We start from the raw sequence: 20,724 nt of genomic DNA, 5'->3' as shown, positions 1-20,724 counted from the left end.
CAAATATTTATGGATTAGGATTAAACATGCAAAAAATTTCAATATATATATTTGGAAATCATATAGCAGATATGTATCAAGAAGAAGATAGGGTATATCTAAAACAAGTTGACGACTTGTGTAATAAAGTAAGTCCTTTAATGTTAAGTTCTAATCAGAAAGAGATAGATACTACACATTTAGTGCATCTTGAGAGAGTTGCAGGATTTATTAGCGATTCATTACCTGGTAATTTTGGTAATGAAATATTGAACAACTTTTTTTTACAAAACAAAAATATTTATCCAACTGTAAGTGACAAACTTCTTTTTATTGGGCATAGGGGACTTGGGGCAATTACATATGAACCATCAATGGAAAAAGAAAATGGATTTATTGAAACGATAGAGTTAAAATCTATGTTTGAAAAAGCCAAGGAGTTAAAAAAAGGGGGAGATTATCATTCATTACAGGATGCTTTTTTAATAAGTGCTCACTCATTTGTTGGAGGGGCAAGAAGTAAAGCAGTTGGAGCCATAAATCTTGACACAAAAGAGGTATTTTTAGGTGACCGCACAAAACCAATAAAAGATGGATTTATCCACGCAATTATCAAATATGATGATACAGCAAACGATGATGAAAACAAATCAACATATTCTAAAGTCGAGTATATTTATTATCTACTTGCAAAAGAGTGTGGCATTGAGATGATGGATTGCTATTTGGTTCAAACTGATGACAAACACCATTTTGTAACGAAACGCTTTGATATAGAGCCAAGCGGAAAAAGATATCATGTTCACTCACTTGCAGGATTACTTCACTTGGACTACAATATTCCAAGAACCATAGGATATGAAGATTTGCTTAGAACTGCTGTAAAACTAGGAGCTTTAGGGAGTCTGAAACAACTTTTTTTACAGATGCTTTTTAACTATATGTTTGTAAATCAAGATGATCATAGTAGAAACTTCGCATTTTTTTGCGATAGTGATTTTAAATATAAAGCTACACCAGCTTATGATTTAACATTTGCAAAAGGGGAAAAACAGACAGTTGAACATCAACTATCATTATATGGTAAAGCTCTCTCAAAAATAGATATTGATGACATCACCACACTAGCGACTGAATTTTCGATTGATTTAGAGTTTGTTGCAACCTCTTTAGAAAAAATGAAAAACCTTAGAGATAAAGATTTACCACAACTACTCAAAAGTTATGAAGTAAAGCCAACTAAGCAAAAACAAATCATAGAACATGTCAGTAAAAGAACACTTCAAGGGGCACTATAATGAGTAATGATTTATTAAAAAAACTGCAAGATTCGTCAGCAAAAGCGAAGAAAAAACTCAAAAACAAACTTAATCCAAATAGTGCTTTTGGAACTCTTACAGATGAAGAAATAGCAATGGTTTTAGCTCTTAGAGCAAAAGAGTTAAGACTTTCTGCTAATAAAAAGCAGAGTGATTTTGCAAAAGAAGCAGAGCTTAGTTCCCCAACAACATACTCTAACTATGAACAAAAAGGGAGTATTTCAATGATTAATTTTATTAAAGTAATGAGAACATTTGGAAGGCTTGAAGAGCTTGAAAAACTTTTACTTCCAACTACAAAAGAAAAAATAGAGAAATTTGAAAAGCAAAGAGTTAAATAGAAAAAAGGGATTTTTTAAGCTTATTTCTCTTGTCTAAAAACTTGTCTATTTTTACAAAATTATCAATTTTAGACAAGAGAGCAAATTAGTTATAAGCCCTTAAAATAGATGTTTTAGAGCTTTTTAGATGCAAAAAATGTCATCGTAATAAACTCGTATTTTCAACTTTCAGCCCCTATTTCACGTGGTTTTTCGTACATAAAGTTATTAACGGTGCCAGATTTGTGCCAGTTCTCTAAAAAATCAGCTCTCTGTTTTCGTAACTTTTTATCTTTATGAATCTTATATGCTTTAGTATATATTCTTAAAGTAATGTCAGAGCTTTTATGTCCCATCATTTGTGATACCCAAGTTATATCTTCGCCATTGCTTATCATCAAAGATGCAAAAGTATGTCTTAATTGATAAAGATATCTGCTGTCATTATCGCCCAACAGTGCTTTAAATTGTAAAGCAATGGTGTCATGACTATAAAACGGTTTATTAGAATTACTTAAAAAAACCATATCAAATACATTACCTTTTGTAAGTTCATACTGTTTTAAAAAATATGCTTTCACATTTGGTATCATTTCAACAACTCTTTTGGATGACTTTGTCTTAACTGGACCAAATGCGCCACGAATTCGTGTTCGCACAACTTTAAAGGTCTCACTTTCCCAATCCACATCGCTCCATTTAAGCGCAACCAGCTCCCCTGGTCTTACTCCGCTAAAAGCCATGATGGCAAAAAAGTTTTGCTTATATCCATCCACCCTCGAAAGTATATTTTGAAGCTCATTCAAAGAAAATGGATTTACATTGTTATCCTCTTCTTCTATATCATCCTCTTCATCATACTTCTCAACTACTACAGGTCTAGGTACTCTTTCAAATGGATTTGAGTCTATTAATCCCTCTACAACAGCATCATTAAAAATTGTATAGAAAACAGATCTATACTTTCGCACGGTAGATGCTGCATATTTGTCCAGTTTTTCATTCTGCCAATCTCGAAGTTGCATAGGTGTGATTGTTGAGATCAACCTCTTGCCAAACTTAGATACAATATGATTCTCAAAATGATTTTGATAGCTTGATTGGACATGTTTTCTTCTATCATTGGCATGTCTCTTAAAGCTAAGCTCCCCGTAATCTTTAACAGTTTGCACAACAACAGCCCTTTCGGCTTTTGGAACATAAATTCCTTGCGCTATCTCTCGTTCTATACTTGGAATAACATTTTTTTCTAACAACTCCCTATTTTTAACTGTATCTTTTAATCCAGTTGCTGGTCGAGTTCTTTTGCCATTGCCATAGTGTATATCAAGCACCAGTTTGTCGTTTTTTGTTCTAATTTTTACGCTCATTTGCACACCTTTCAGTGGGCACTTCTACACCTTGGAATTATACCAAGTTGCAGATTTATTACTTCAATTTGCTCTTGTTTTGTGGATGATTTTCTCTTGCCTTTGATGCCACTTTGCTTTAACTTGATAATCTCTGCAGGAACAAAAACACGATTTTTACTATTTTTTATGTAGTGTACTCCCTCCACAAAAACACCATTTTCTAAATATGTATTAAATGTATTTTTTGTAATTTCCAGAAAATGCATTACTCCTTTTTCTTCCTCAAGATTTGGCAAAAATAGGTTAACTTTTTCAGCTAAATTTTTTTGATGTGAAAGTATCAAATCTAATTTCTCTTCTAAAAACATTATGAGTCCTTTGAAATAGATTTAGTGCTATCCAACTTATCCGACTCATCCAGCAACACATAGACATCACGATTATAATTATCTTTTTCTTTAATCGCTCGCCAATGATGCTCTCTAGCTGCCTGTATAACGCTGTTGACTTTATTTTTAGAATAGCCACAATTTTGCGTGCAGTGTTCCAATATCTCTGAATATGTCGGCTTTGATACATGATTTCTAATAAACTCATATATACTATTTCGAATTTCTTCATCTTCTTGAATCTCTTTTGCGTAAAAAAGATCGCACTCCGCTATCTCATTTTTCGACTTGTCAAAAATATAAGCTACCTCGCAGAGAGCACCTACTCTTTCTTTGTGTGGCATCAGTATAAAACAATTTTTGTAGCGATTTTGTTTGAGCATAAACAGACTTGAAACATCCTCCATCCATGCGGCAGCTCCTGCAAAAATAGTTTCTACGTCTTTTTGTGGCTTATTAACATGATGTAACATGATAACCGTGGCTCCTGAATTTCTAATATACTTAATAGTTTGCATGAAATCACTAACATCCCTATTACTATCTCTATCCTTGCCATCGGTCATAAAGTTTTTAGCGCTGTCAAAAATAATTATCGCATGATCTAAAACCGAACAAGACATCATCAGTAACAAATGTTGCATATCATGCTTGCTAGCAGTTGTGCTATGTATATATTGCAATTTATCACAATGAAGCTCTTTTAATTTATGAACATTTCTGTCGGCTAATGTCACCAGAGAGTTGTCCAAATCAAGATAAATAACATTTTGAATTAAATTCAAAGATAGGCAGTGATGTGCCAAAGACAAGGCAAAAGAACTTTTGCCTTGCCCTGGAGGGGCAACAATGAGTGTAATTTCTCCCCTAATTATGCATTTATCGAGTAAATATTCAACTTCAATATTTTCTAGTCTAGCCCCATCAAGGTCATGCTTTTTAATGCTATTCAATAACTCATCAGCCCCAATTTTAGAATGCGAGCCTAAGCTTATTTGCAATTTTTTTATTTCAGCAGCAATAATTTCGCGCTCATTTTTATTTAACGATCTCTCTAAAGACAAGTGCTTCAACTCTTTTATTTGTTGCATTATTTTTTTGTTGTTTGCAACTTTTTGCTTTATCTGTGTTATCATTCCCATACTATTTATCCTTGATAAATTTTAAAAAACAAAAACAAGTTGAGAATGACCGTTCTCATCTTGTTCAACACCAGTTTCAATTTTTTCGTTTAAACTTAAAAATGTCGTAGGTGGTGGCGCTCTATATCTCACACAAAGTTCTTCCATATCTTGAATATCAAAATCCAAATCAAAAATATTTTGATCCCAGACTTTTTTTAATATCTTTATTTTTTCTGATTCTTCATAATTTGAAAATTTATCAAGCGCTACGATGCGATCAAGATTACATGTATCAACCACCTCTTCATCTTGATTAATACTTACTAATATTGTCGCTTGAATGCTAAATCTGTATCTTCTATCTACAATATTCTTGAGTGTATTTACATATCTGTCAAATAACCAATAAATAACACTGTGCAATGTGTCAAATTTGTTTTTTTGCTTTTGATTTACAATCCACTTGCTAATATTTTTTATAATATAATTTTCTACATTTATTCCAAAATCATCAACTCTATAGCTGAGCCAGCGCCAATTTTCACTTGTTAATAGTATCTCGCTGGCAAAATCACGACAACACTCAAAGACAAGGTTATCTCCATTGGCAATATCTTCTATGAATAGATCAATATCGTTTTTGTATCTTTTTATAAGTAATCCTGTATAAAATTCTTTCGAATCATTCTGTTTTTTCATTGTATTCTCCACTGTTTTTTTTCTCACCAGAAAATTTTATTTGAAAAAAAATATGGTATTTCTTTAAAATTTTCTTTGTTGCGAATTATGTTACTTATTGCCAAAACTATGCTAAACTTACTACCAGTAACCAAAACAGATACTATAAAAAGGCTTTAAAATGTTGAAAAAAATAGAAGAAATCCAAAAAGACAGTCAATTAAATAAAGATAAATTTGCACAAAGTATAAATTTATCAAAACAAACATACAATAAATTAATGACTAAAACTAGAAATATCCAAATTGAGGATATCCAGGCAATATGTGAAAAATACAATATTAATTGTAATTGGCTGTTGTTAAATGCGGGTATCAAAGAGACGATAGATAATAACTTGAACAATGAATTATGTAATTTAGTCAAATTTGCCAACTCCTATTTTAAAAATACAAGTTTTGTTGAAAATTTAATTGTTGACGAAATTATTAATATTCTTATTGAAAAAACTGCAGGCAATAAAAATATGTTCTATAAAGACAATAGACCACATTACATGCTTTTAAAAATACTCAAAAATGTTGATGATAAATATCATATAAGTCCGAAAGATTATTTAATTAAAAAAATCCAAGAAAGCAAAGATCCATTTATTAAAACCAATAAAGAGCTTTTGTATAAAGTTGAAAACTTAACTGTAAATGAGTGTTTTTATATGCTTAAATACTCCAAAGAGTTTGTTACCGCTTTGAGTTCAAAATTTGATGTTGTAAATAAGTTTCTTTTTATGCCAAAATAAAATCCATTGCATTTTAACTATGCTTTTCATTCAAGCTTTTCATATTTTTTGCTCACACAACCCCTCCTCTAATTTCTTCACTCTCCCCTCAAGCTCCGACATCTTCTCATCCTCACAATCCCTCATCCCAAAACTTTTCAAAGCATCACCCAAACTCTCCACAATAAAAAAAAGTCCTATCATAATAACAACATAATCAAGCGTTTCCACTGTTTTTACTCTTCAACTCTACAAAGTCTTATCTCCAAGAGCATATCCTCTCTTTTAAAGTAGCTCTCTTTGTAAATCTCCCAGTTCTTGCTTTTATTTACAAGCAGTTTTTGGTTATTGGTAATGCCTGTTGCGCAGAGGAGTGTTTGTTTTTTTTCAAACGCTTCTTTTTTTGAATCCATATCAAATGTATTGATGTAATTCATGCCAAGTTTAAATAGATATAATAATCCCATAACCAGTGTTGCAACAACGGTAACAATTATTATGCTCTCTAAAATACTCTTCATCTCTTATATCTCCTTTTTTAAAACAGCTTCATAAAAAGCTTTCTGATTTTTTGGTATCTTTTAAATTTGGTTATTACGATGATTACTCCTAAAACTAGACCTAGCAAGAGGTAGAGAAAGATTGGCGGTTCTTTTGGGGTTGGGAGAAACTCTCTTATGAGTATTAGCATCTCTTGGTCTATTTGCATCTCTACTCCCTCTCTTGGCACTTTTCTATGGGGACAACCTTGTCTTCTTTGATAAATTCATCCCCGTGGATACTCCATCCTCTCTTTTGACTCACCAAAAATCTCTCATAACCGCCTCTGCATAAAAACTCTTGGTTGTGGTATAAAAAAGCTTCTCTCTTCTCATCGTTATCAAGAGTGGAGACAAAACTAAAGACCTTAAACAGTATCCAAAACACTCCCATAAAAAACCCTAGCACTACAACTGGAGCTACAAGTCCCTCTGCTAACTTTTTCACTCTTCAACCTCTTTCTCTTCTTTTTGCACTTTTGTTAGGTTTGCATCTTCTAAGAGTATGCAACCGCCGATGTAAAGTATATTTTGCTCATGAATAAAGTAGTCACTCTGAAGTGCATAGCCATTTGGTTGAGAGATGATTAGTTTTTTCTCACTCTCCTCTTTACATAAAAGCTCTTTGTTGTTGTAAAAACCCTCCACAAGACTCTCTCTTGTCTTTTTATAGTGCAAAGAGCCAATCGTGATGATAAGAATCACAAAGAATGCAAAGTTAAGCCCCAAGTCTCTCTTCTTCTTATCATCAAACGAATAAGGAATCGTTGCAAATACTGCAACAACAAGAAAAAGCGCGGTGAGTGCCAGTATCTCTATTAAGGTAAGATGTAAATCCATAGTCTACTTTTCTTTTTTTAGAATATTTTATAAGGGAGTGTTGTTATAAACATCAAAGCCATAAATGCAAAAAGTACTGTCTGTAACTGTTTAGGCATCATTTTTTAACTCTCGCTCACTCTGCGCAAACTCTGACGAGATAATCTGCTCTCTTTGGATAATGCAGTACTCTTTGTATCTGCATCTGTATTTGCAGTATGCTTCTCTTTTATGGACTCCTGATACTTTATACAATCCAAACAACCAAAATAACGCACCCTCTTTTATCAGCTCTTTGGGATGTTCACAAAGAAGCTTCTCATAGTCACTGCCTGTATCGCTATGTTCATTGTAGAGTATCTGTTTCCCCTCTATGACATAAGAGCCATCCTCATCCAAAGAGAGTGTTGCATCGAAAAAGAGACTTCCCATCTCTTCGCAAGCAAAGTTGTAAAAACGCTCACTTAATGGGTTGATAAGTATCTGTTTCTCTTTTTCACAAATAGCGATATTGACATGGCTGTAGAGTGTCTTTGGCATACGCTTCTCCTTGTTGGTTTTTCATAGTGTAATTGTAAGATGTGGGGGTGTGGGCGTTGTTTCGCTCTATGTAAAAAAGTAAAAACAGCACTTTTTAGAGCTCAAAATTTGTCAATGTAATAATTTTAAAAAACCTGTTGTTGGAGATATCCATCTTCATCATGATGCGTTTTTTATTGGCGTCGTTTACAATCCAAGTGAGTTTTTTACCTTGAGCGAGTACTTTTTTACCAATATCTACAAAGTCGCTATCAGAGGAGATAAAGACAAATGCATCATAATCTTTTAAGATGTTATAGACATTTTTTATCTTTGTGTCGCTGTCTGTTTTATGCGCTCTTAGGATTTCAAACCCATTCTTTTGCATAGAGATGAGTTTGGATGTTTCAATGGCTTGTGTGGTTACCATAAAAGAGCGCTCAGGTGCAAATCGGAGTAGTTTTTTTACCTTCTCAAAGTAGCGGTAAGATATATTTTCCAAATCCCAAAGCAGAACGGTTCTCTCCTTGAAGTTACCGCTTCCCCATGTTGTCTCTTTGATAGCCTCTTCATCTATGATTTTAAAATAGTTCTTAAAGTGAAAAAAATCAAACAACTTAAAAACTCTCTTTTATAAAGACAAGATATTGATGCTTCTTTTTTTCAAGAGTCACGCTTTGTCCTTTTTTTATCTTTGCAAAAGTATAAAAAAGAGGCGTGAAAGCATGGGTACGTTTTTTTGCAATGGTGGGATGTTTTAGAAGTGCCACTTTAGATTTAAGTTTGAAAAAACAGTAGGCATTATTGAAACAAGAAATCGTTTTTTGCCTATCTCTAACAATAAACTAAGTGTATAAATTATAAGATACAACAAATGATTTATAAAGGAATCGTATGGAAAAGCTTGAGATTTTAGAGATACTCAATGATTGGAACTATTGGAACAGAGAGTTACCCATCATAGTTCCTAGAAAATCCTATGATGAAAAGATAACTTCATTTTTGCAAAAAGATGAAGTGACGGTTCTGGGAGGCATACGAAGATGCGGTAAATCAACGCTTCTTTTAAATCAGATTAAAATTTTAGTGGCATCAGGTATAGAGAAAAAAAATATACTTTTTGTGAATCTTGAAGATCCAAGATTTGTAAATCATCTGAGTGTTGCATTGCTAGAGCAGATTAAAGATGTCTATTTAGAGTACTTAGCACCCCAGGGCAAGCCTTATATCTTTTTGGATGAAGTGCAAAACATACCGTTTTGGGAAAAGTGGGTCAATAAAGAGTATGAACTTAAACTCTCATATTTAGCGGTAACTGGCTCAAACTCATCTATGCTAAGCGGGGAAATAGCATCAACTTTGAGTGGAAGATATTTGAGCGTTGAAGTATTGCCCCTTAGCTTCAAAGAGTTTTTGGAATTTAGACACATCATACTTACAAATAAACTTGATTTTGTGAACAAAAAGATTGAGATAAATAGAGCATTTGAGGAGTTTATCAAGTATGGTGGATTTCCAAAAGTGCTGGAGTACAGTGAGCATGAAAAAAATGAGCTTCTTTTAACCTATAAAGATTCTATTCTTTTAAAAGATATTGTTGCACGCTATAAACTCAACAATTTCACTACTTTAGAAGAGATAGCTGCTTATTTATTGGCAAATACAGGAATCATACAAAGTACCTCAAAAATTAAAAATAATTTTAAAATCTCTTTTGACATGGCGAGCAATTATGTGGAGTATCTTAGAAATGCCTATATGATTTTTGAAGTGAAAAAATTTGATTATTCACTCAAAAAACAAAACCTCAATGACAGAAAATACTACAGTGCTGATTTAGGACTTGCAAACCTCTATCGTGTGGGCAATCTTCAATTTCGCGGTGATGACCTTGAGACTATTGTTTACTTGGAGCTTTTGCGAAGAGGTTATAAAGTGTACTACTATAAAACTTCTTCAAATCAAGAGATTGATTTTGTTTTGGAGCATGAAAATAAAATCGTAGAACTGATTCAGGTAAGCAAAACGCTTGAAAATGAAAAAACTAAAAAAAGAGAAATGGATGTTTTTTCTAAAACTATTGAGGAACTAAGGCTTTTGGATGTGAAATGTACTGTCATTAGTGAGGACAAAAGTGCAAAAATGGATGGCAATATAAACATGATAAATATTTTAGAGTGGCTGCTGTAGATTTTTTACAGCTAGTCCTTGAAGAGTTTTTTTGGTACTCTTTGTCTTTAGAGGCTAATTCAGCTCCTATCTTTGTTCACACGCATCAACTTGGTTACCAGCGCGCATAAACACTTGGCCAGCCTAGAAGGTTCTGCATGTGTAATGTGTGAAAAAAAGAAAATACCCTCGAGGTAACAACAATTTCATTCATTCTTTTAAGTTTCTCAGTTTTGGCGATTTTCCTCGTGGAAACATTAAGGCCTCCCTACACTCCTTCTCTTAATCTACGACACTCTCCCGATAACCATTGATTTTACTCTCCAATAAAGACAATTCTTCTATAATTACATCAAACTCGATGACCTCTCCAACAAACATACTTCTCATTTTTTCATAGTCTGCTCTAAAAGCTTTTAGTATTTCATCTTTTGGTACAATTTTTAATGTACCTGATTTAGCCTCATCATATTTGGCAGCGTTTGAGCGATAGTAAAATGCTTTATGTTTAGCTACACTCTCTAACAAGCCTATATCTAACATCGCTTCTAAACCTATTTTATCCCTGCTTAACATAACAATATCATAAAGATGTCTACTCAATCTCTCTTTAACACGCTCAATTCTATTAATATTATTTTCTGCATGGAGTATCGTGACTTTCTCCCAAAAAGTTCTCTTTGGACTTAATACATCAATCATTGCAGTCGACTTTATACTTGGGATAGCATCCCCTAGCAATGAATTGATTGCTATTTGCTCAAGAGGTATATGTTCGGACTTAGTGCCAGTCTCTATAAGGACTACGGGTTTCACATATTTATTACCATATTCGGCATCTTCAAATGATTTAGGATAATAAAATAGAAGATTTTCAGGATTATTTTCATCTATAATTAAATTCCAATCATCTTGAGAATTAACATCCTCTTTAATAATATCTCTTAGTAGCACTGTTACTGTATTTTCTAAAAACTTTTGTCCAGCTAATTGAAGACTTTCTATTGCTTTTTTGGCAGCTGCATTTGATTCATTTTTAGCAACATTATGAGGTGCTTTATCTCCTTCAAATCCTAAATCAGCCATATGCAATGATAAATCTATGTCTTCAGAAAATCTATCTATCAAACCGTAACATTTTGAAAGTGAAGTGCCACCTTTAAACATAATTCTGTGGTTGTGTTTTATTCGATTGAATAATGTATCAAGCATATATGTGACCCATAAATCTTTTTCAACTACATAAGCAGGAAAGCCTAATTTCTCAGACGCAATCCTAAATGCTTGTGAACGCTCATCTTTGTTCAGTTTTATAAATTCATACACTATGAAACCTTTTGTAAAATATCATCAACAACTTCACGCACCCAAGCTGCTCTGTTTTGAGAAGCATGCTTTAGCTCATCTATATTGCTTTTATCAAGAGTCCTAGCAACCTGCGATTTTACACTCTCTTGCAGGGCTTCTTCTTTGCCTAAATATTCAATAGCACTGAGATAAACACCTGCTACACTATTCGAACCAGATAATTTTTGTGGTGATACTTTCCTAAATTCAATATTTAATTTACCAATTGATATAGTGCTTATTTGCTTGTCGGTCAGATAAATTTGCTTCATAGGTATCTGCTTCGTTAGTCCTAGCTGATGCAACGCATTAGCACCATCTGGCACAAAATTTATATTCATACTTCTAGCGAGTGCTTTAACAACATCCGATTGTGATGGTGGTACTTCTCCCCAACGACTCTGCTCAGGCACATAGTAAATCCCTCTTCTTATACGCTTTATATCTTTAGATTCAACCAATCTTGATAGTATTCTCTCTATAGTTGCTACATTACCCAATTCGTTAAAATCCACATGAGTAAAGACCCAACCAAATTTATGATTAAAAATAATTTCTTTTACGTTATTTGTATAATTACTAATCATAAATGCTCCTTTTGTCTGTATTTAATTAATTAATTATAGACATTATAGCATAACATAAATATGAATTAATTCATTTAGCTATCTTTTGTAAGTTTTAGAATCCCTTCATTAGTACTTTAACTATGGCTTGAAAATTTTGATTGAAATTTGACCCACTTTTTAAAAAAAAATGACTTACCGCGCAGAATAAAATCATACCGTTTTTTCAAATATTTTCATCTCCTTTTTTTGATTTCGATCTTGTTTTTGTCAACTCTTTCATCCTGTAACTTGGACCATTGATTAAGAATGGGTAAAAGTGGCACAAGAGTCTATCTAGTATTGCAGTTGTTATAACATCATCTGCAAAGATTTCACCCAGTGCTGAAATGGCATAATGATTTCAAAAAACCTGTTGGAGATATTCCTCTTCATAACAATGCCCTTTTTATTGGCGTCGTTTACAATCCAAGTGAGTTTTTTACAGCCTAATCCTTAGAGAGTTTTTGGTACTCTTTGTCTTTAGAGGCTAATTCAGCTCCTCTCTTCCATCGCTCTAGCTCTGCTTGTTCCTCTTTGGCTCTTTTTTTTATTATCTCTTCATGAGAGACTCTCTCTTTTGTTTTTAGACGCTCTTTTAAAATCCGCTCTATCTCTTGCGTCTCTATGTAGTCTGCAACGCTTTTGATGTGTTCATACTCTGAGATAGGAATCATAACGGCTTCTTTTTTTCCATCTCTTACTATTACCAAACGGTTAAATGGATCTTGTGAGATGTAGGCTAAGTGCTTATCTAGGTTGTTTTGCAAATCTCTTGTTGAGACGAACTCTCTGTTTTTATAGTTCATTATGACCACTTTCTCCTTTTTTTATCTTTGCAAAAGTATAAAAAAGAGGAGGGAAAGCGTGGGTGCGTTGTTTGTGTGGGTGAGATGTTTTAGAAGTGCTGTTGTTTTTACAGAGAGTGTAGCTACTTTTTTACACTCTCTATCTTTTGACAAATCTCACTCATGACATACTCTAGCTTTTTTGCTTTTTCGTAGTAGTTTAGGAAGGGTTCTACCCATATAGGAACAGGAAGAGGTTTGCCGTTTTTCATAACTCCCCAATTATTTACAGTTGTATATGGAACACCAGATAAATCTGAAAACTCTGTTTTATCAAATCCCAACTCTTTTAATCTTGAAATAAACTGTTCTTTACTCATATTTGTATGCATATTAACCCTTTTAGATAAATTACTATTATTTTATCATATTTCATAGTAAATAGCTATTATTTACTTGACACTATAAGTAATAAACTATATAATAATAAATATAAATAGTAAATTACTCAAAAGGAAATACGATGAAAAAAGCAACACATCTCACAAAAGAGTATAGATACACCCTCTTTGTACTCACAATTGAGTTATTTGTGAGCATATCTCAAGCACTGCCGCTCTTTACTAGCGCAGCGTAAATAAAAAAGAAAGGATTGCACCATGGCACAAAAATCATACGATAAAGCTCTTTTTAGACTTATCTCTATACTCTCTATGCTCACCAAGGATGAGAGACCGACTATTCCCTCTTTGGCAGAGGAGTTCAATGTCTCACAAAGAACTATCCAGACGGATATCTATAAAAGATTGAGTGGGTTTGATATCACTAAAGATAGAGTTGGGAGGCTTGTTTTTCGGGATGGGTTTGATATTTTTGGGGTGGCTGGGAAGTTTAGTAAAAAGTGAGGAGTTATTATAACTTATTAATATGCTATAATTATGATACAAATTATAATAATGGAAAAGATAATGTTTGTAAATAGAGTCAAAGAACTTGAAGCATTGCATGGAGAGTATAGGGCAAAAAGAGCGTCATTTAGTGTTGTGTATGGTAGGCGCAGAGTTGGTAAGACGGCGTTACTCTCTGAGTTTATCAAGGATAAAAAACATATTTACCTCTATATAACCCAAAGCGATTTACACTCACAGCTAGAGGCATTTTCAAAACAGATAAGACCTTTTGTGGATGAAGCGTACGCTAAGCATCTTTTGTTTAAAAGTTTTGAAGAAGCATTGGAGTTTGTAGCAACACTTACTTTTGATGAAAAACTTCTCTTAGTTATAGACGAGTATCAAAATCTCACTCTTATGGATAGTGCGTTCTCATCAAAGCTCCAAAGGGCATGGGATGAGAAACTTCAACATGCAAACATCTATCTTATTCTTTGCGGCTCAGTTCTCTCCATGATGCAAAGTGAAGTACTAAACTACAGCGCACCGCTCTATGGCAGACGCACATCGCAGTTTCATATTCAAAGCGTCAAGTTTGAACATATAAAAGAGTTTTTGCCTCATCTTAGTAAGCTGGAGCAAATGCAAGTCTATAGCTCATTTGGGACGATTCCAAAGTATCTTAACGAATATGACGAGTCGCTAACTTTTATGCAAAACATTGAACAAAAGATACTCTCTAAAAATTCCTATCTTTATGCAGAGGGAAATTTTTTGCTCAAAAACGAGATAAGCGATGCGGCAACCTACTTTAGCATCTTAGAGTCCATCTCAAAAGGCAATACCAAAATAGGCAACATTGCCACATCGCTTCAGGTGACATCCTCACATCTTACAAAATATCTGCAAAAACTCTTAGAGCTTGATATCTTACAAAAAGAAGTACCCGTAACAGAAAGCAACCCCCTCAAAAGCAAATTTGGACGCTATAAGATAAAAGATAAGTTTTTAAATTTTTGGTTTTACTATGTCTTTAAAAACTACAATTTTTTAGAAATAGAGCAGTCAAAAGCCGTGCTTGACGAGATTGCACTTAACTTTAACGACAGATTTGTCTCATTTGCATTTGAGGATTATGTCATCGAAGATATTTGGAGTAACTCTAAAAAGTATTTTGACTTTTTACCGAAAAAAGTAGGGCGATGGTGGAACAATAAAGAGGAAATCGATATTGTCGCCTTTGATGAAGAACATATCTGTTTTATAGAGTGCAAATGGCAAGAAAATGTTAAACGAGAAGGTGTAATGAGTGATCTGATAAAAAAATCAGCGAACATTTTACATGAAAAAATCGCAAGCTACAGAGTTATAACAAAAGAAGATTTTTTACACTCTTTTGTTTCTTAGAGGATGAAAATCGAGCACTAGTTTAAAAGAATAAATCAAAAAGCTAAAATCGAATTTTAATCAAAAGTATAGAGCATTCCTTCTGTTTCTTCCATAATCGTATCAAGACTATCTGTTTTTTCAAAAAACTTTTTTGTCATTTCAAGTTCAAAAGAGAGAGTGCTTCCATATTCAAAATTATATTTTTTTCCAAAAGTAAGTATTTTTCTCTCTATTGATGCGACATATTTTGGGTGTGCTAAAAATAAATATCTGTTAGTTTCAAAAAGATAGATACCAAGTTTTTTCGCTGTTATCTCTTCTGCAAACTCTTGTTTTAAAAATTTAGCAAGATTGTTATAAACTGAGTGCATTTTTGCACCACCAAATTTTTGTTTAAATATTTGAATGTTTTTTATTCCGACACACAGAAGAGGTACTGGTTCAAATATACTATTTTTCATCTCTGCAGCTGCTTGTTTAAATTCATCTCTTTTAGGAAAATAACCTATTTGAGTTTTAAATCGATCAAATCTAGTATTGACCATATCTAAATTTACAAAGTACACCATGCATTCATTAACTTTTTTAAAACGACTAATATTAACATGATAATTTTTTACAAATTTTTTCTTTACATCCATAATTCCAAATATTTTTTCTGAAGAATTTTCTATTATATTAATAATTTTGCCATTATTCATAGATATGAATCTTTTATCTTCTAAAAGATATCCTAATCTAAAACGATTGACATCTTCTTTATCTATGGCTGTAAAAAAATATTCTTGAAATATCTCATTTGCATAAAATAATGTATCTTCTTTAAAATATGCCAAAGGGAACATTATACTATCCAACATTTCTATTTGAAACTCTTGATTTTTTTTAGCTATATTTTCAGCAAATGCCTCTTTCTTATCTCTATAAACTCCAACAGCTATCCTAGAAATACTCGATAAAAAATGGTTTATGTTTATAGGTTTCATTATAAATTTATCTACACCCATTTCGATAAGTTTGAGAAGATATTCCATATCATTATGCGCTGATGTCACTATGATATTTTGATCACTGTTGAGGATTTTTATTCTTCTAATCATTTCAATGCCATCCATAATCGGCATAGATATATCAGTTATAACAATATCGTGTTTTTTCGCTGTATATGCTTCTAAACCAAGAAGTCCGTTTTTTCTAACATCTACATGAACAAAGATTTTTCTTATAAGTTTTTCAACATATTCTGATATATCTTTATCATCTTCAACATAAAGAAGCGTAAGATTTTTACAGACTTTACGAAGTTTTTCTATTTGTTCTTTATCCATTTTTTATCCTTGTCTCATTTTTTATACCTAGATAAAAACTATTATCTAGGAAGTATAATTGTAAAAATAACGCCATCATCTTTATTTTCTACACTCAACTCTCCATCTAGGTTCTCTTCAATTATTGTTTTAGTCATATAAAGCCCTAGTCCTGTCCCATTTTTTTCTGTTTTAGTTGAAAAATATGGCGTAAAAATTTTTGGAAGAATTTCTTCTTTAATTCCTCCACCGTTATCGGCTATAGCGATATAAAGTGCTTGCGCGTTATCTTTGCACACTATACTGATTTTTGGCGCTATTACTTTATGTTCAAGAAGCGCTTCTTTTGAATTTGTTACTATATTTATAATCGCTTGAGTCAACTCATCTTTAAATGTAACCAATTCAAAATTCTTACATTCATTGTTTACTTCAATAATAATTTCATTGCTTTTGCATTCCTCTTTAACTAACAAGAGTATCTCATCTAATATATTTTTCATAATCACCTTCTCCTTTTTTTTGCCTTCTTTTAGAAAATTTCTAAATATATCTATGGTGTTAGAGAGATACTTAACATGCGCATCAATTGTATTTAAACTCTCTTCTAAAACATTTGTATCTAATTCTTCCATCATCATATCGAAGCGTAAATTTCCAGCAATCATACCTATTGATGTGATTGGTTGCCTCCATTGATGCGCTATCATAGCAATCATCTCTCCCATTGCCGCTTGTTTAGATTTGATTTGTAATTCATGGGATGCCGCTCTAAGTGCTGTTATATCAATACTTGTGGCACTGTAACCGATCAGTTCATCTCTAAAATACATAGGAGAGATGATAGCGTGTATGGTAAAGTGTGAACCATCCTTTCTTTGATTGACAAGTTCTCCCTGCCACTGTTTGAATGCCAACAAGTTATGCCACAACTCTTTATACGTCCATTCTGGTGTTTCATGAGATTTGCAAAGAGCATGTGTCTTGCCAATAAGCTCTTTTTTTGTATAGCCTGATATTCTCTCAAAAGGTTTTGAAACATAAGTAATTACGCCTCTTGTATCTGTCTCTGTGTAGATTATGTCATTATCTATCATCGTTTTTTTTGTTTCTAACTCTCTTTTTACAAAGAGTGAATCTACGATTTTATTGACACTTTTTAAAAGTTTAAAAGGGTTAATTGGTTTTGATAAAAAAGCTTCTATAGCGTATTCAGTGAGCTTTTCTCTCTCTATAAAATCATCAAAACCTGTGGTAACGATAATTGGAACATCACTTCCACTTTTTCGTATCTGTTCTATCATCTCCATGCCATCCATTACTGGCATAATTAAATCTGTGATAATTATATCTATCTTAGACCGATACATTTGAAAAATATCTAGTCCCTCTTTGCCATCACGTGCTACATGTACTTTAGAGAAAACTTTTTCTATCGATTTCAATGTAGCATTGACAAGAACTTTGCTATCTTCTACATAAAGTATTGTTATTGATTTTAATTTATGAAATTTACCCAATTACTCCATCTCCTCATAATGCATTGGAAAAACAATATCAAAAACTGCACCATTGTCTTCATTTAAAACAGCTATGGTTCCTTTAAAATGTTTTTGTAAAATAATTTTTGACATATGAAGCCCAAGTCCAGTCCCATTTTTTTCTTTTTTTGTCGAAAAGTAAGGCTCAAAAATTTTGTGCATATTTTCTTCTTTAATTCCTCCCGCATTATCTTTTACTCTTATCAATAAATTATTTTTTATTACTTTGCACATTAAAATAATTTTTTTATTTTCTATATTGCTCGATTCAAATGCATCTCTTGCATTATTGAAGAGGTTAAGAATAACCTGAATTAACTCGTTTTTATACGAGTGTATTTGTACATCCACACATTCATTTATATACTCTAGTGTAATGCCGCCTTGTTCGAACTGTTTTTTCATGAGTGACATACTTTTTTGTAAAATATCTTCTATATCAAAAGTCTCTTTTTTCTTACTATCTTTGAAAAAATTTCTAAAATCATCTATAGTGTGTGAGAGATAAGTTACTTGCTTGTGGATATCTTCGATTTCTCTTTGGAACAACTCTTTATCCAAAGATTCTTCTTCACTTAAGATAAGATTTAAGAGCATATTGTTTGCTATCATTCCGATAGAAGTTATAGGCTGTCTCCATTGATGCGCTATCATCTCTAGCATCTCTCCCATAATGGCACTTTTTGATTGGATAAGTAACATCTGTTCGTGTTCTCTTACACTTTGTACGGCTACATTAATTTTGTCTTCTAGTTTTTCGTTCAATTCTTCTAGTTTTTTAACCCCTTCACACGCACTAAGTGCAAAATTGATTTTTTTACTAAAACCACGAATAATGGCATATATCTTACCAATATCTTCTCTTTTTGCATAAACACACGCTAAGTAACCACGGCGCAATGGTAAAAAGATATGAAAGTATGTTGCACTCTCTTGCAAAAATGAGTCTTGTTTTCTTGTGTCAAAACTACTCGCTATATTTTTTCCTGCTGCTACCATAGGATTTTGGCTCTGTGCATTCTCATAATAAGCGATATAAAGCGCTTCTGTCGCTTGAAAAAATCCCATTACTACTTCTCCCATCATACTCTCAAGCATGAAAGAGTTTCCTATAGCACTTAAGCAATCATAGGAAATAGTAAGATACTTAGAGTCTATTTCTTGTGTTTTCATCTAATAATACCTCTTTTGGATGTCCTATATAATACCCTTGATATCCATCAACATGGAGTATTTCAAGTGCATCATAAATCTCTTGAGAGCTGACGAACTCTGCAACTACTTGAATATTTAGTTTATGTGCAAATTCTATAATTGTCTCGATAAAAAGATGCATATTACTATCTTGGAGCATCTTTTGCACAAGTGAACCATCAATCTTTATAAAATCTGGATGAAGTAAAAATATATTGGCAAAATTAGAGTATCCGCTTCCAAAATCGTCAATAGCAATTTTGACACCATGTGCTCTAAAACGTTCTATAAATGCCAATGCGACACTCATGTTATCGAGATGCTCTGTCTCGACTATCTCAAAAACAAGTTTCTCTCCTACATGATACTCTTTAATTATATCTTCAATTTTATTGAGCAAATCTTCATTTTTCATATCTGCATAAGAAAAGTTAATAGAAAAAATACCACTCGTTTTAAGCATTTGCTTCAACGCTTTGAAAATAACCATTTGCGATATTTCATTATAAAAACTATGACTTTTTGCGATATCTAAAAAATAAGCAGGGGCGATAAGTGCACCTCCCTCTACTCGCTTGATTCTCATCAGAACTTCATATTTCAGAGTTTTATCTTCCATGATAATCGGCTGATAAACAGGAATAACCATGCTGTTTTCGATACTATTTTTCAAGAGCGCTGTCACTTCTATAATATTTTTGATATTTTCTCTATCATCCGGAATATCTTTATAAAGTGCATAGCGCAAGCCATGTTTTTTAGCATACGCAAGTGCACAATGAAGATGTTCTAAAATATGCTGTTGCCCTTTTGCGATACCCATTGTCACATTAACAGCTATATTATTAACACCTATAATAGTGTAACGTTTTTGGTCAAGTCCACGAAATATAGAAAGAGCATCTTTTTGTAAAACATCACAATCTTCAGGTGCTTCTTGTCTAAGCAAGACAAATTCATCATTTGAGAGTCTAAAGAGATCGTAACCATATTTTTTTCCCTTAAATTTCAAAACCTCGGCTATTTGAAAAAGAAGATGATTGCCATGTGCATAAGAATAGTAGTCATTGATAAGTTTAAAATCATTGATGTTGATAAGTATCGCCCATTTTGTCTCATCGTTATTGACATTTTGTAAAAAATATTTTTGATTGTAAAGTGATGTGAGTGAATCTCTATAGTGCAACTCCTCTTCTGAGATACTTGCATTTTCATGAAGATCTTTTTTCATCTCTTCATAATGGTACTTCATCATCTTATTTGCATAAATATTTTTTACTACTATAAAGAGCCTCTCAAGCATCATATTCATATCTATAGGTTTTGTTAAAAATCCAACTATACCTATATTTATGAGTGTTAAAATATCATCTAGGTCTTTATGCGCCGAAAGTAAAATAATAGATTGTTCTTTATTTTTTTGCGAAATCTGCTGCGCAAGTTCTATGCCATTCATAATGGGCATTTGAAGATCTGTGATGATAAGGTCATACTCATTTTTCTCAAACATCTCAAATGCTTCTGCACCATTAATGGCAACATCAACTCTGTCAAAAAGTTTTAAGAGCAATTTTTTCACTTCATAGCGAATAATCTCTTCATCTTCGACAAATAAAATTGATATAGAACTTCCAAAAAGACGAATTTTTTTTATGAGTTCTAACTGTATCTGCTGCAT

Annotated in this window: 26 protein-coding genes; 6 read left to right on the top strand and 20 right to left on the bottom strand. The window is 32.7% G+C overall.

What is annotated here, in order from left to right; all coding sequences use genetic code 11:
• Positions 1-26: 26 nt before the first annotated feature.
• Together AC6H4V_RS05510 and AC6H4V_RS05505 are read left to right on the top strand one after the other, a co-directional pair.
• Entirely contained in the window at positions 27-1,277 is a 1,251-nt protein-coding gene (locus AC6H4V_RS05510) for a type II toxin-antitoxin system HipA family toxin (protein WP_497607815.1), read from the top strand.
• The gene (locus AC6H4V_RS05505; protein ID WP_497607814.1) at positions 1,277-1,639 is read left to right on the top strand and encodes a helix-turn-helix domain-containing protein; all 363 of its coding nucleotides are present in this window, start codon (positions 1,277-1,279) and stop codon (positions 1,637-1,639) included. The genes AC6H4V_RS05510 and AC6H4V_RS05505 overlap by 1 nt, the downstream gene beginning before the upstream one ends.
• Before the next feature lie 161 nt (positions 1,640-1,800).
• On the opposite strand, the gene AC6H4V_RS05500 is transcribed toward AC6H4V_RS05505, so the two are convergent.
• Genes AC6H4V_RS05500 through AC6H4V_RS05485 form a run of 4 tightly spaced genes read right to left on the bottom strand, consistent with a single transcriptional unit; the run spans position 1,801 to position 5,182 of the window.
• A complete protein-coding gene (locus tag AC6H4V_RS05500; protein WP_497607813.1) occupies positions 1,801-2,988 on the bottom strand; it encodes a tyrosine-type recombinase/integrase in 1,188 nt (395 codons plus the stop codon).
• An 11-nt stretch (positions 2,989-2,999) separates the two neighbouring features.
• Positions 3,000-3,338 carry a hypothetical protein gene (locus AC6H4V_RS05495; RefSeq protein WP_497607812.1) on the bottom strand — a complete coding sequence of 113 codons (339 nt, stop codon included), beginning with the start codon at positions 3,336-3,338 and terminating at the stop codon, positions 3,000-3,002.
• Positions 3,338-4,501 carry an AAA family ATPase gene (locus AC6H4V_RS05490; RefSeq protein WP_497607811.1) on the bottom strand — a complete coding sequence of 388 codons (1,164 nt, stop codon included), beginning with the start codon at positions 4,499-4,501 and terminating at the stop codon, positions 3,338-3,340. The genes AC6H4V_RS05495 and AC6H4V_RS05490 overlap by 1 nt, the downstream gene beginning before the upstream one ends.
• Before the next feature lie 21 nt (positions 4,502-4,522).
• Positions 4,523-5,182 carry a hypothetical protein gene (locus tag AC6H4V_RS05485; protein ID WP_497607810.1) on the bottom strand — a complete coding sequence of 220 codons (660 nt, stop codon included), beginning with the start codon at positions 5,180-5,182 and terminating at the stop codon, positions 4,523-4,525.
• A 160-nt stretch (positions 5,183-5,342) separates the two neighbouring features.
• On the opposite strand from AC6H4V_RS05485, the gene AC6H4V_RS05480 reads away from it, so the two are divergent.
• Positions 5,343-5,960, top strand: coding sequence for a helix-turn-helix domain-containing protein (locus tag AC6H4V_RS05480; protein WP_497607809.1), 618 nt, complete (start codon positions 5,343-5,345; stop codon positions 5,958-5,960).
• Between the two features lie 39 nt (positions 5,961-5,999).
• Here the strand turns inward: AC6H4V_RS05480 and AC6H4V_RS05475 are convergent, their stop codons facing one another.
• The 7 genes from AC6H4V_RS05475 to AC6H4V_RS05445 form a co-directional block, all read right to left on the bottom strand.
• Positions 6,000-6,170, bottom strand: a complete 171-nt coding sequence (locus AC6H4V_RS05475) for a hypothetical protein (RefSeq protein WP_497607808.1) — start codon at positions 6,168-6,170, stop codon at positions 6,000-6,002.
• Positions 6,171-6,175: 5 nt separating this feature from the next.
• A complete protein-coding gene (locus AC6H4V_RS05470) occupies positions 6,176-6,460 on the bottom strand; it encodes a hypothetical protein (RefSeq protein WP_497607807.1) in 285 nt (94 codons plus the stop codon).
• 17 nt (positions 6,461-6,477) lie between these two features.
• A complete protein-coding gene (locus tag AC6H4V_RS05465; RefSeq protein WP_497607806.1) occupies positions 6,478-6,648 on the bottom strand; it encodes a hypothetical protein in 171 nt (56 codons plus the stop codon).
• Between the two features lie 2 nt (positions 6,649-6,650).
• Positions 6,651-6,926 (bottom strand): hypothetical protein, encoded by a 276-nt coding sequence (locus AC6H4V_RS05460; RefSeq protein WP_497607805.1) that lies wholly within the window; start codon positions 6,924-6,926, stop codon positions 6,651-6,653.
• On the bottom strand, positions 6,923-7,318 hold the full coding sequence (locus tag AC6H4V_RS05455) for a hypothetical protein (protein ID WP_497607804.1): 396 nt from the start codon (positions 7,316-7,318) through the stop codon (positions 6,923-6,925). Before AC6H4V_RS05455 ends, AC6H4V_RS05460 begins: the two co-directional genes overlap by 4 nt.
• A gap of 90 nt (positions 7,319-7,408) precedes the next feature.
• Positions 7,409-7,837, bottom strand: a complete 429-nt coding sequence (locus AC6H4V_RS05450; RefSeq protein ID WP_497607803.1) for a hypothetical protein — start codon at positions 7,835-7,837, stop codon at positions 7,409-7,411.
• A gap of 94 nt (positions 7,838-7,931) precedes the next feature.
• Entirely contained in the window at positions 7,932-8,432 is a 501-nt protein-coding gene (locus tag AC6H4V_RS05445) for an NYN domain-containing protein (protein ID WP_497607802.1), read from the bottom strand.
• Between the two features lie 278 nt (positions 8,433-8,710).
• Here AC6H4V_RS05445 and AC6H4V_RS05440 point away from each other — a divergent pair, with 278 nt between their 5' ends.
• On the top strand, positions 8,711-10,006 hold the full coding sequence (locus tag AC6H4V_RS05440) for an ATP-binding protein (protein WP_497607801.1): 1,296 nt from the start codon (positions 8,711-8,713) through the stop codon (positions 10,004-10,006).
• Positions 10,007-10,267: 261 nt separating this feature from the next.
• Here AC6H4V_RS05440 and AC6H4V_RS05435 read toward each other — a convergent pair whose 3' ends face one another.
• From AC6H4V_RS05435 to AC6H4V_RS05415, 5 genes are all read right to left on the bottom strand, one after another.
• On the bottom strand, positions 10,268-11,311 hold the full coding sequence (locus tag AC6H4V_RS05435; protein WP_497607800.1) for a nucleotidyl transferase AbiEii/AbiGii toxin family protein: 1,044 nt from the start codon (positions 11,309-11,311) through the stop codon (positions 10,268-10,270).
• Positions 11,311-11,919 (bottom strand): DUF6088 family protein, encoded by a 609-nt coding sequence (locus AC6H4V_RS05430; RefSeq protein ID WP_497607799.1) that lies wholly within the window; start codon positions 11,917-11,919, stop codon positions 11,311-11,313. Before AC6H4V_RS05430 ends, AC6H4V_RS05435 begins: the two co-directional genes overlap by 1 nt.
• 205 nt (positions 11,920-12,124) lie before the next feature.
• The gene (locus tag AC6H4V_RS05425) at positions 12,125-12,271 is read right to left on the bottom strand and encodes an ATP-binding protein (protein WP_497607912.1); all 147 of its coding nucleotides are present in this window, start codon (positions 12,269-12,271) and stop codon (positions 12,125-12,127) included.
• A 115-nt stretch (positions 12,272-12,386) separates the two neighbouring features.
• On the bottom strand, positions 12,387-12,746 hold the full coding sequence (locus AC6H4V_RS05420; protein ID WP_497607798.1) for a hypothetical protein: 360 nt from the start codon (positions 12,744-12,746) through the stop codon (positions 12,387-12,389).
• 122 nt (positions 12,747-12,868) lie between these two features.
• Positions 12,869-13,117 carry a hypothetical protein gene (locus tag AC6H4V_RS05415; protein ID WP_497607797.1) on the bottom strand — a complete coding sequence of 83 codons (249 nt, stop codon included), beginning with the start codon at positions 13,115-13,117 and terminating at the stop codon, positions 12,869-12,871.
• Positions 13,118-13,384: 267 nt separating this feature from the next.
• On the opposite strand from AC6H4V_RS05415, the gene AC6H4V_RS05410 reads away from it, so the two are divergent.
• A complete protein-coding gene (locus AC6H4V_RS05410; RefSeq protein WP_497607796.1) occupies positions 13,385-13,630 on the top strand; it encodes an HTH domain-containing protein in 246 nt (81 codons plus the stop codon).
• Between the two features lie 63 nt (positions 13,631-13,693).
• Entirely contained in the window at positions 13,694-15,022 is a 1,329-nt protein-coding gene (locus tag AC6H4V_RS05405) for an ATP-binding protein (protein WP_497607795.1), read from the top strand.
• A 56-nt stretch (positions 15,023-15,078) separates the two neighbouring features.
• Here AC6H4V_RS05405 and AC6H4V_RS05400 read toward each other — a convergent pair whose 3' ends face one another.
• Genes AC6H4V_RS05400 through AC6H4V_RS05385 form a run of 4 tightly spaced genes read right to left on the bottom strand, consistent with a single transcriptional unit; the run spans position 15,079 to position 20,724 of the window.
• The gene (locus AC6H4V_RS05400) at positions 15,079-16,332 is read right to left on the bottom strand and encodes a response regulator transcription factor (RefSeq protein ID WP_497607794.1); all 1,254 of its coding nucleotides are present in this window, start codon (positions 16,330-16,332) and stop codon (positions 15,079-15,081) included.
• Between the two features lie 41 nt (positions 16,333-16,373).
• Positions 16,374-17,831, bottom strand: coding sequence for an ATP-binding response regulator (locus AC6H4V_RS05395; protein WP_497607793.1), 1,458 nt, complete (start codon positions 17,829-17,831; stop codon positions 16,374-16,376).
• Entirely contained in the window at positions 17,832-19,025 is a 1,194-nt protein-coding gene (locus tag AC6H4V_RS05390; protein ID WP_497607792.1) for a sensor histidine kinase, read from the bottom strand.
• On the bottom strand, positions 19,000-20,724 hold the full coding sequence (locus AC6H4V_RS05385) for an EAL domain-containing protein (RefSeq protein WP_497607791.1): 1,725 nt from the start codon (positions 20,722-20,724) through the stop codon (positions 19,000-19,002). Before AC6H4V_RS05385 ends, AC6H4V_RS05390 begins: the two co-directional genes overlap by 26 nt.

The organism is Sulfurimonas lacustris (assembly GCF_059705355.1).
The sequence above is the reverse complement of the archived record's forward strand: the minus strand, read 5'-3'. Positions and strand labels throughout refer to the sequence as shown.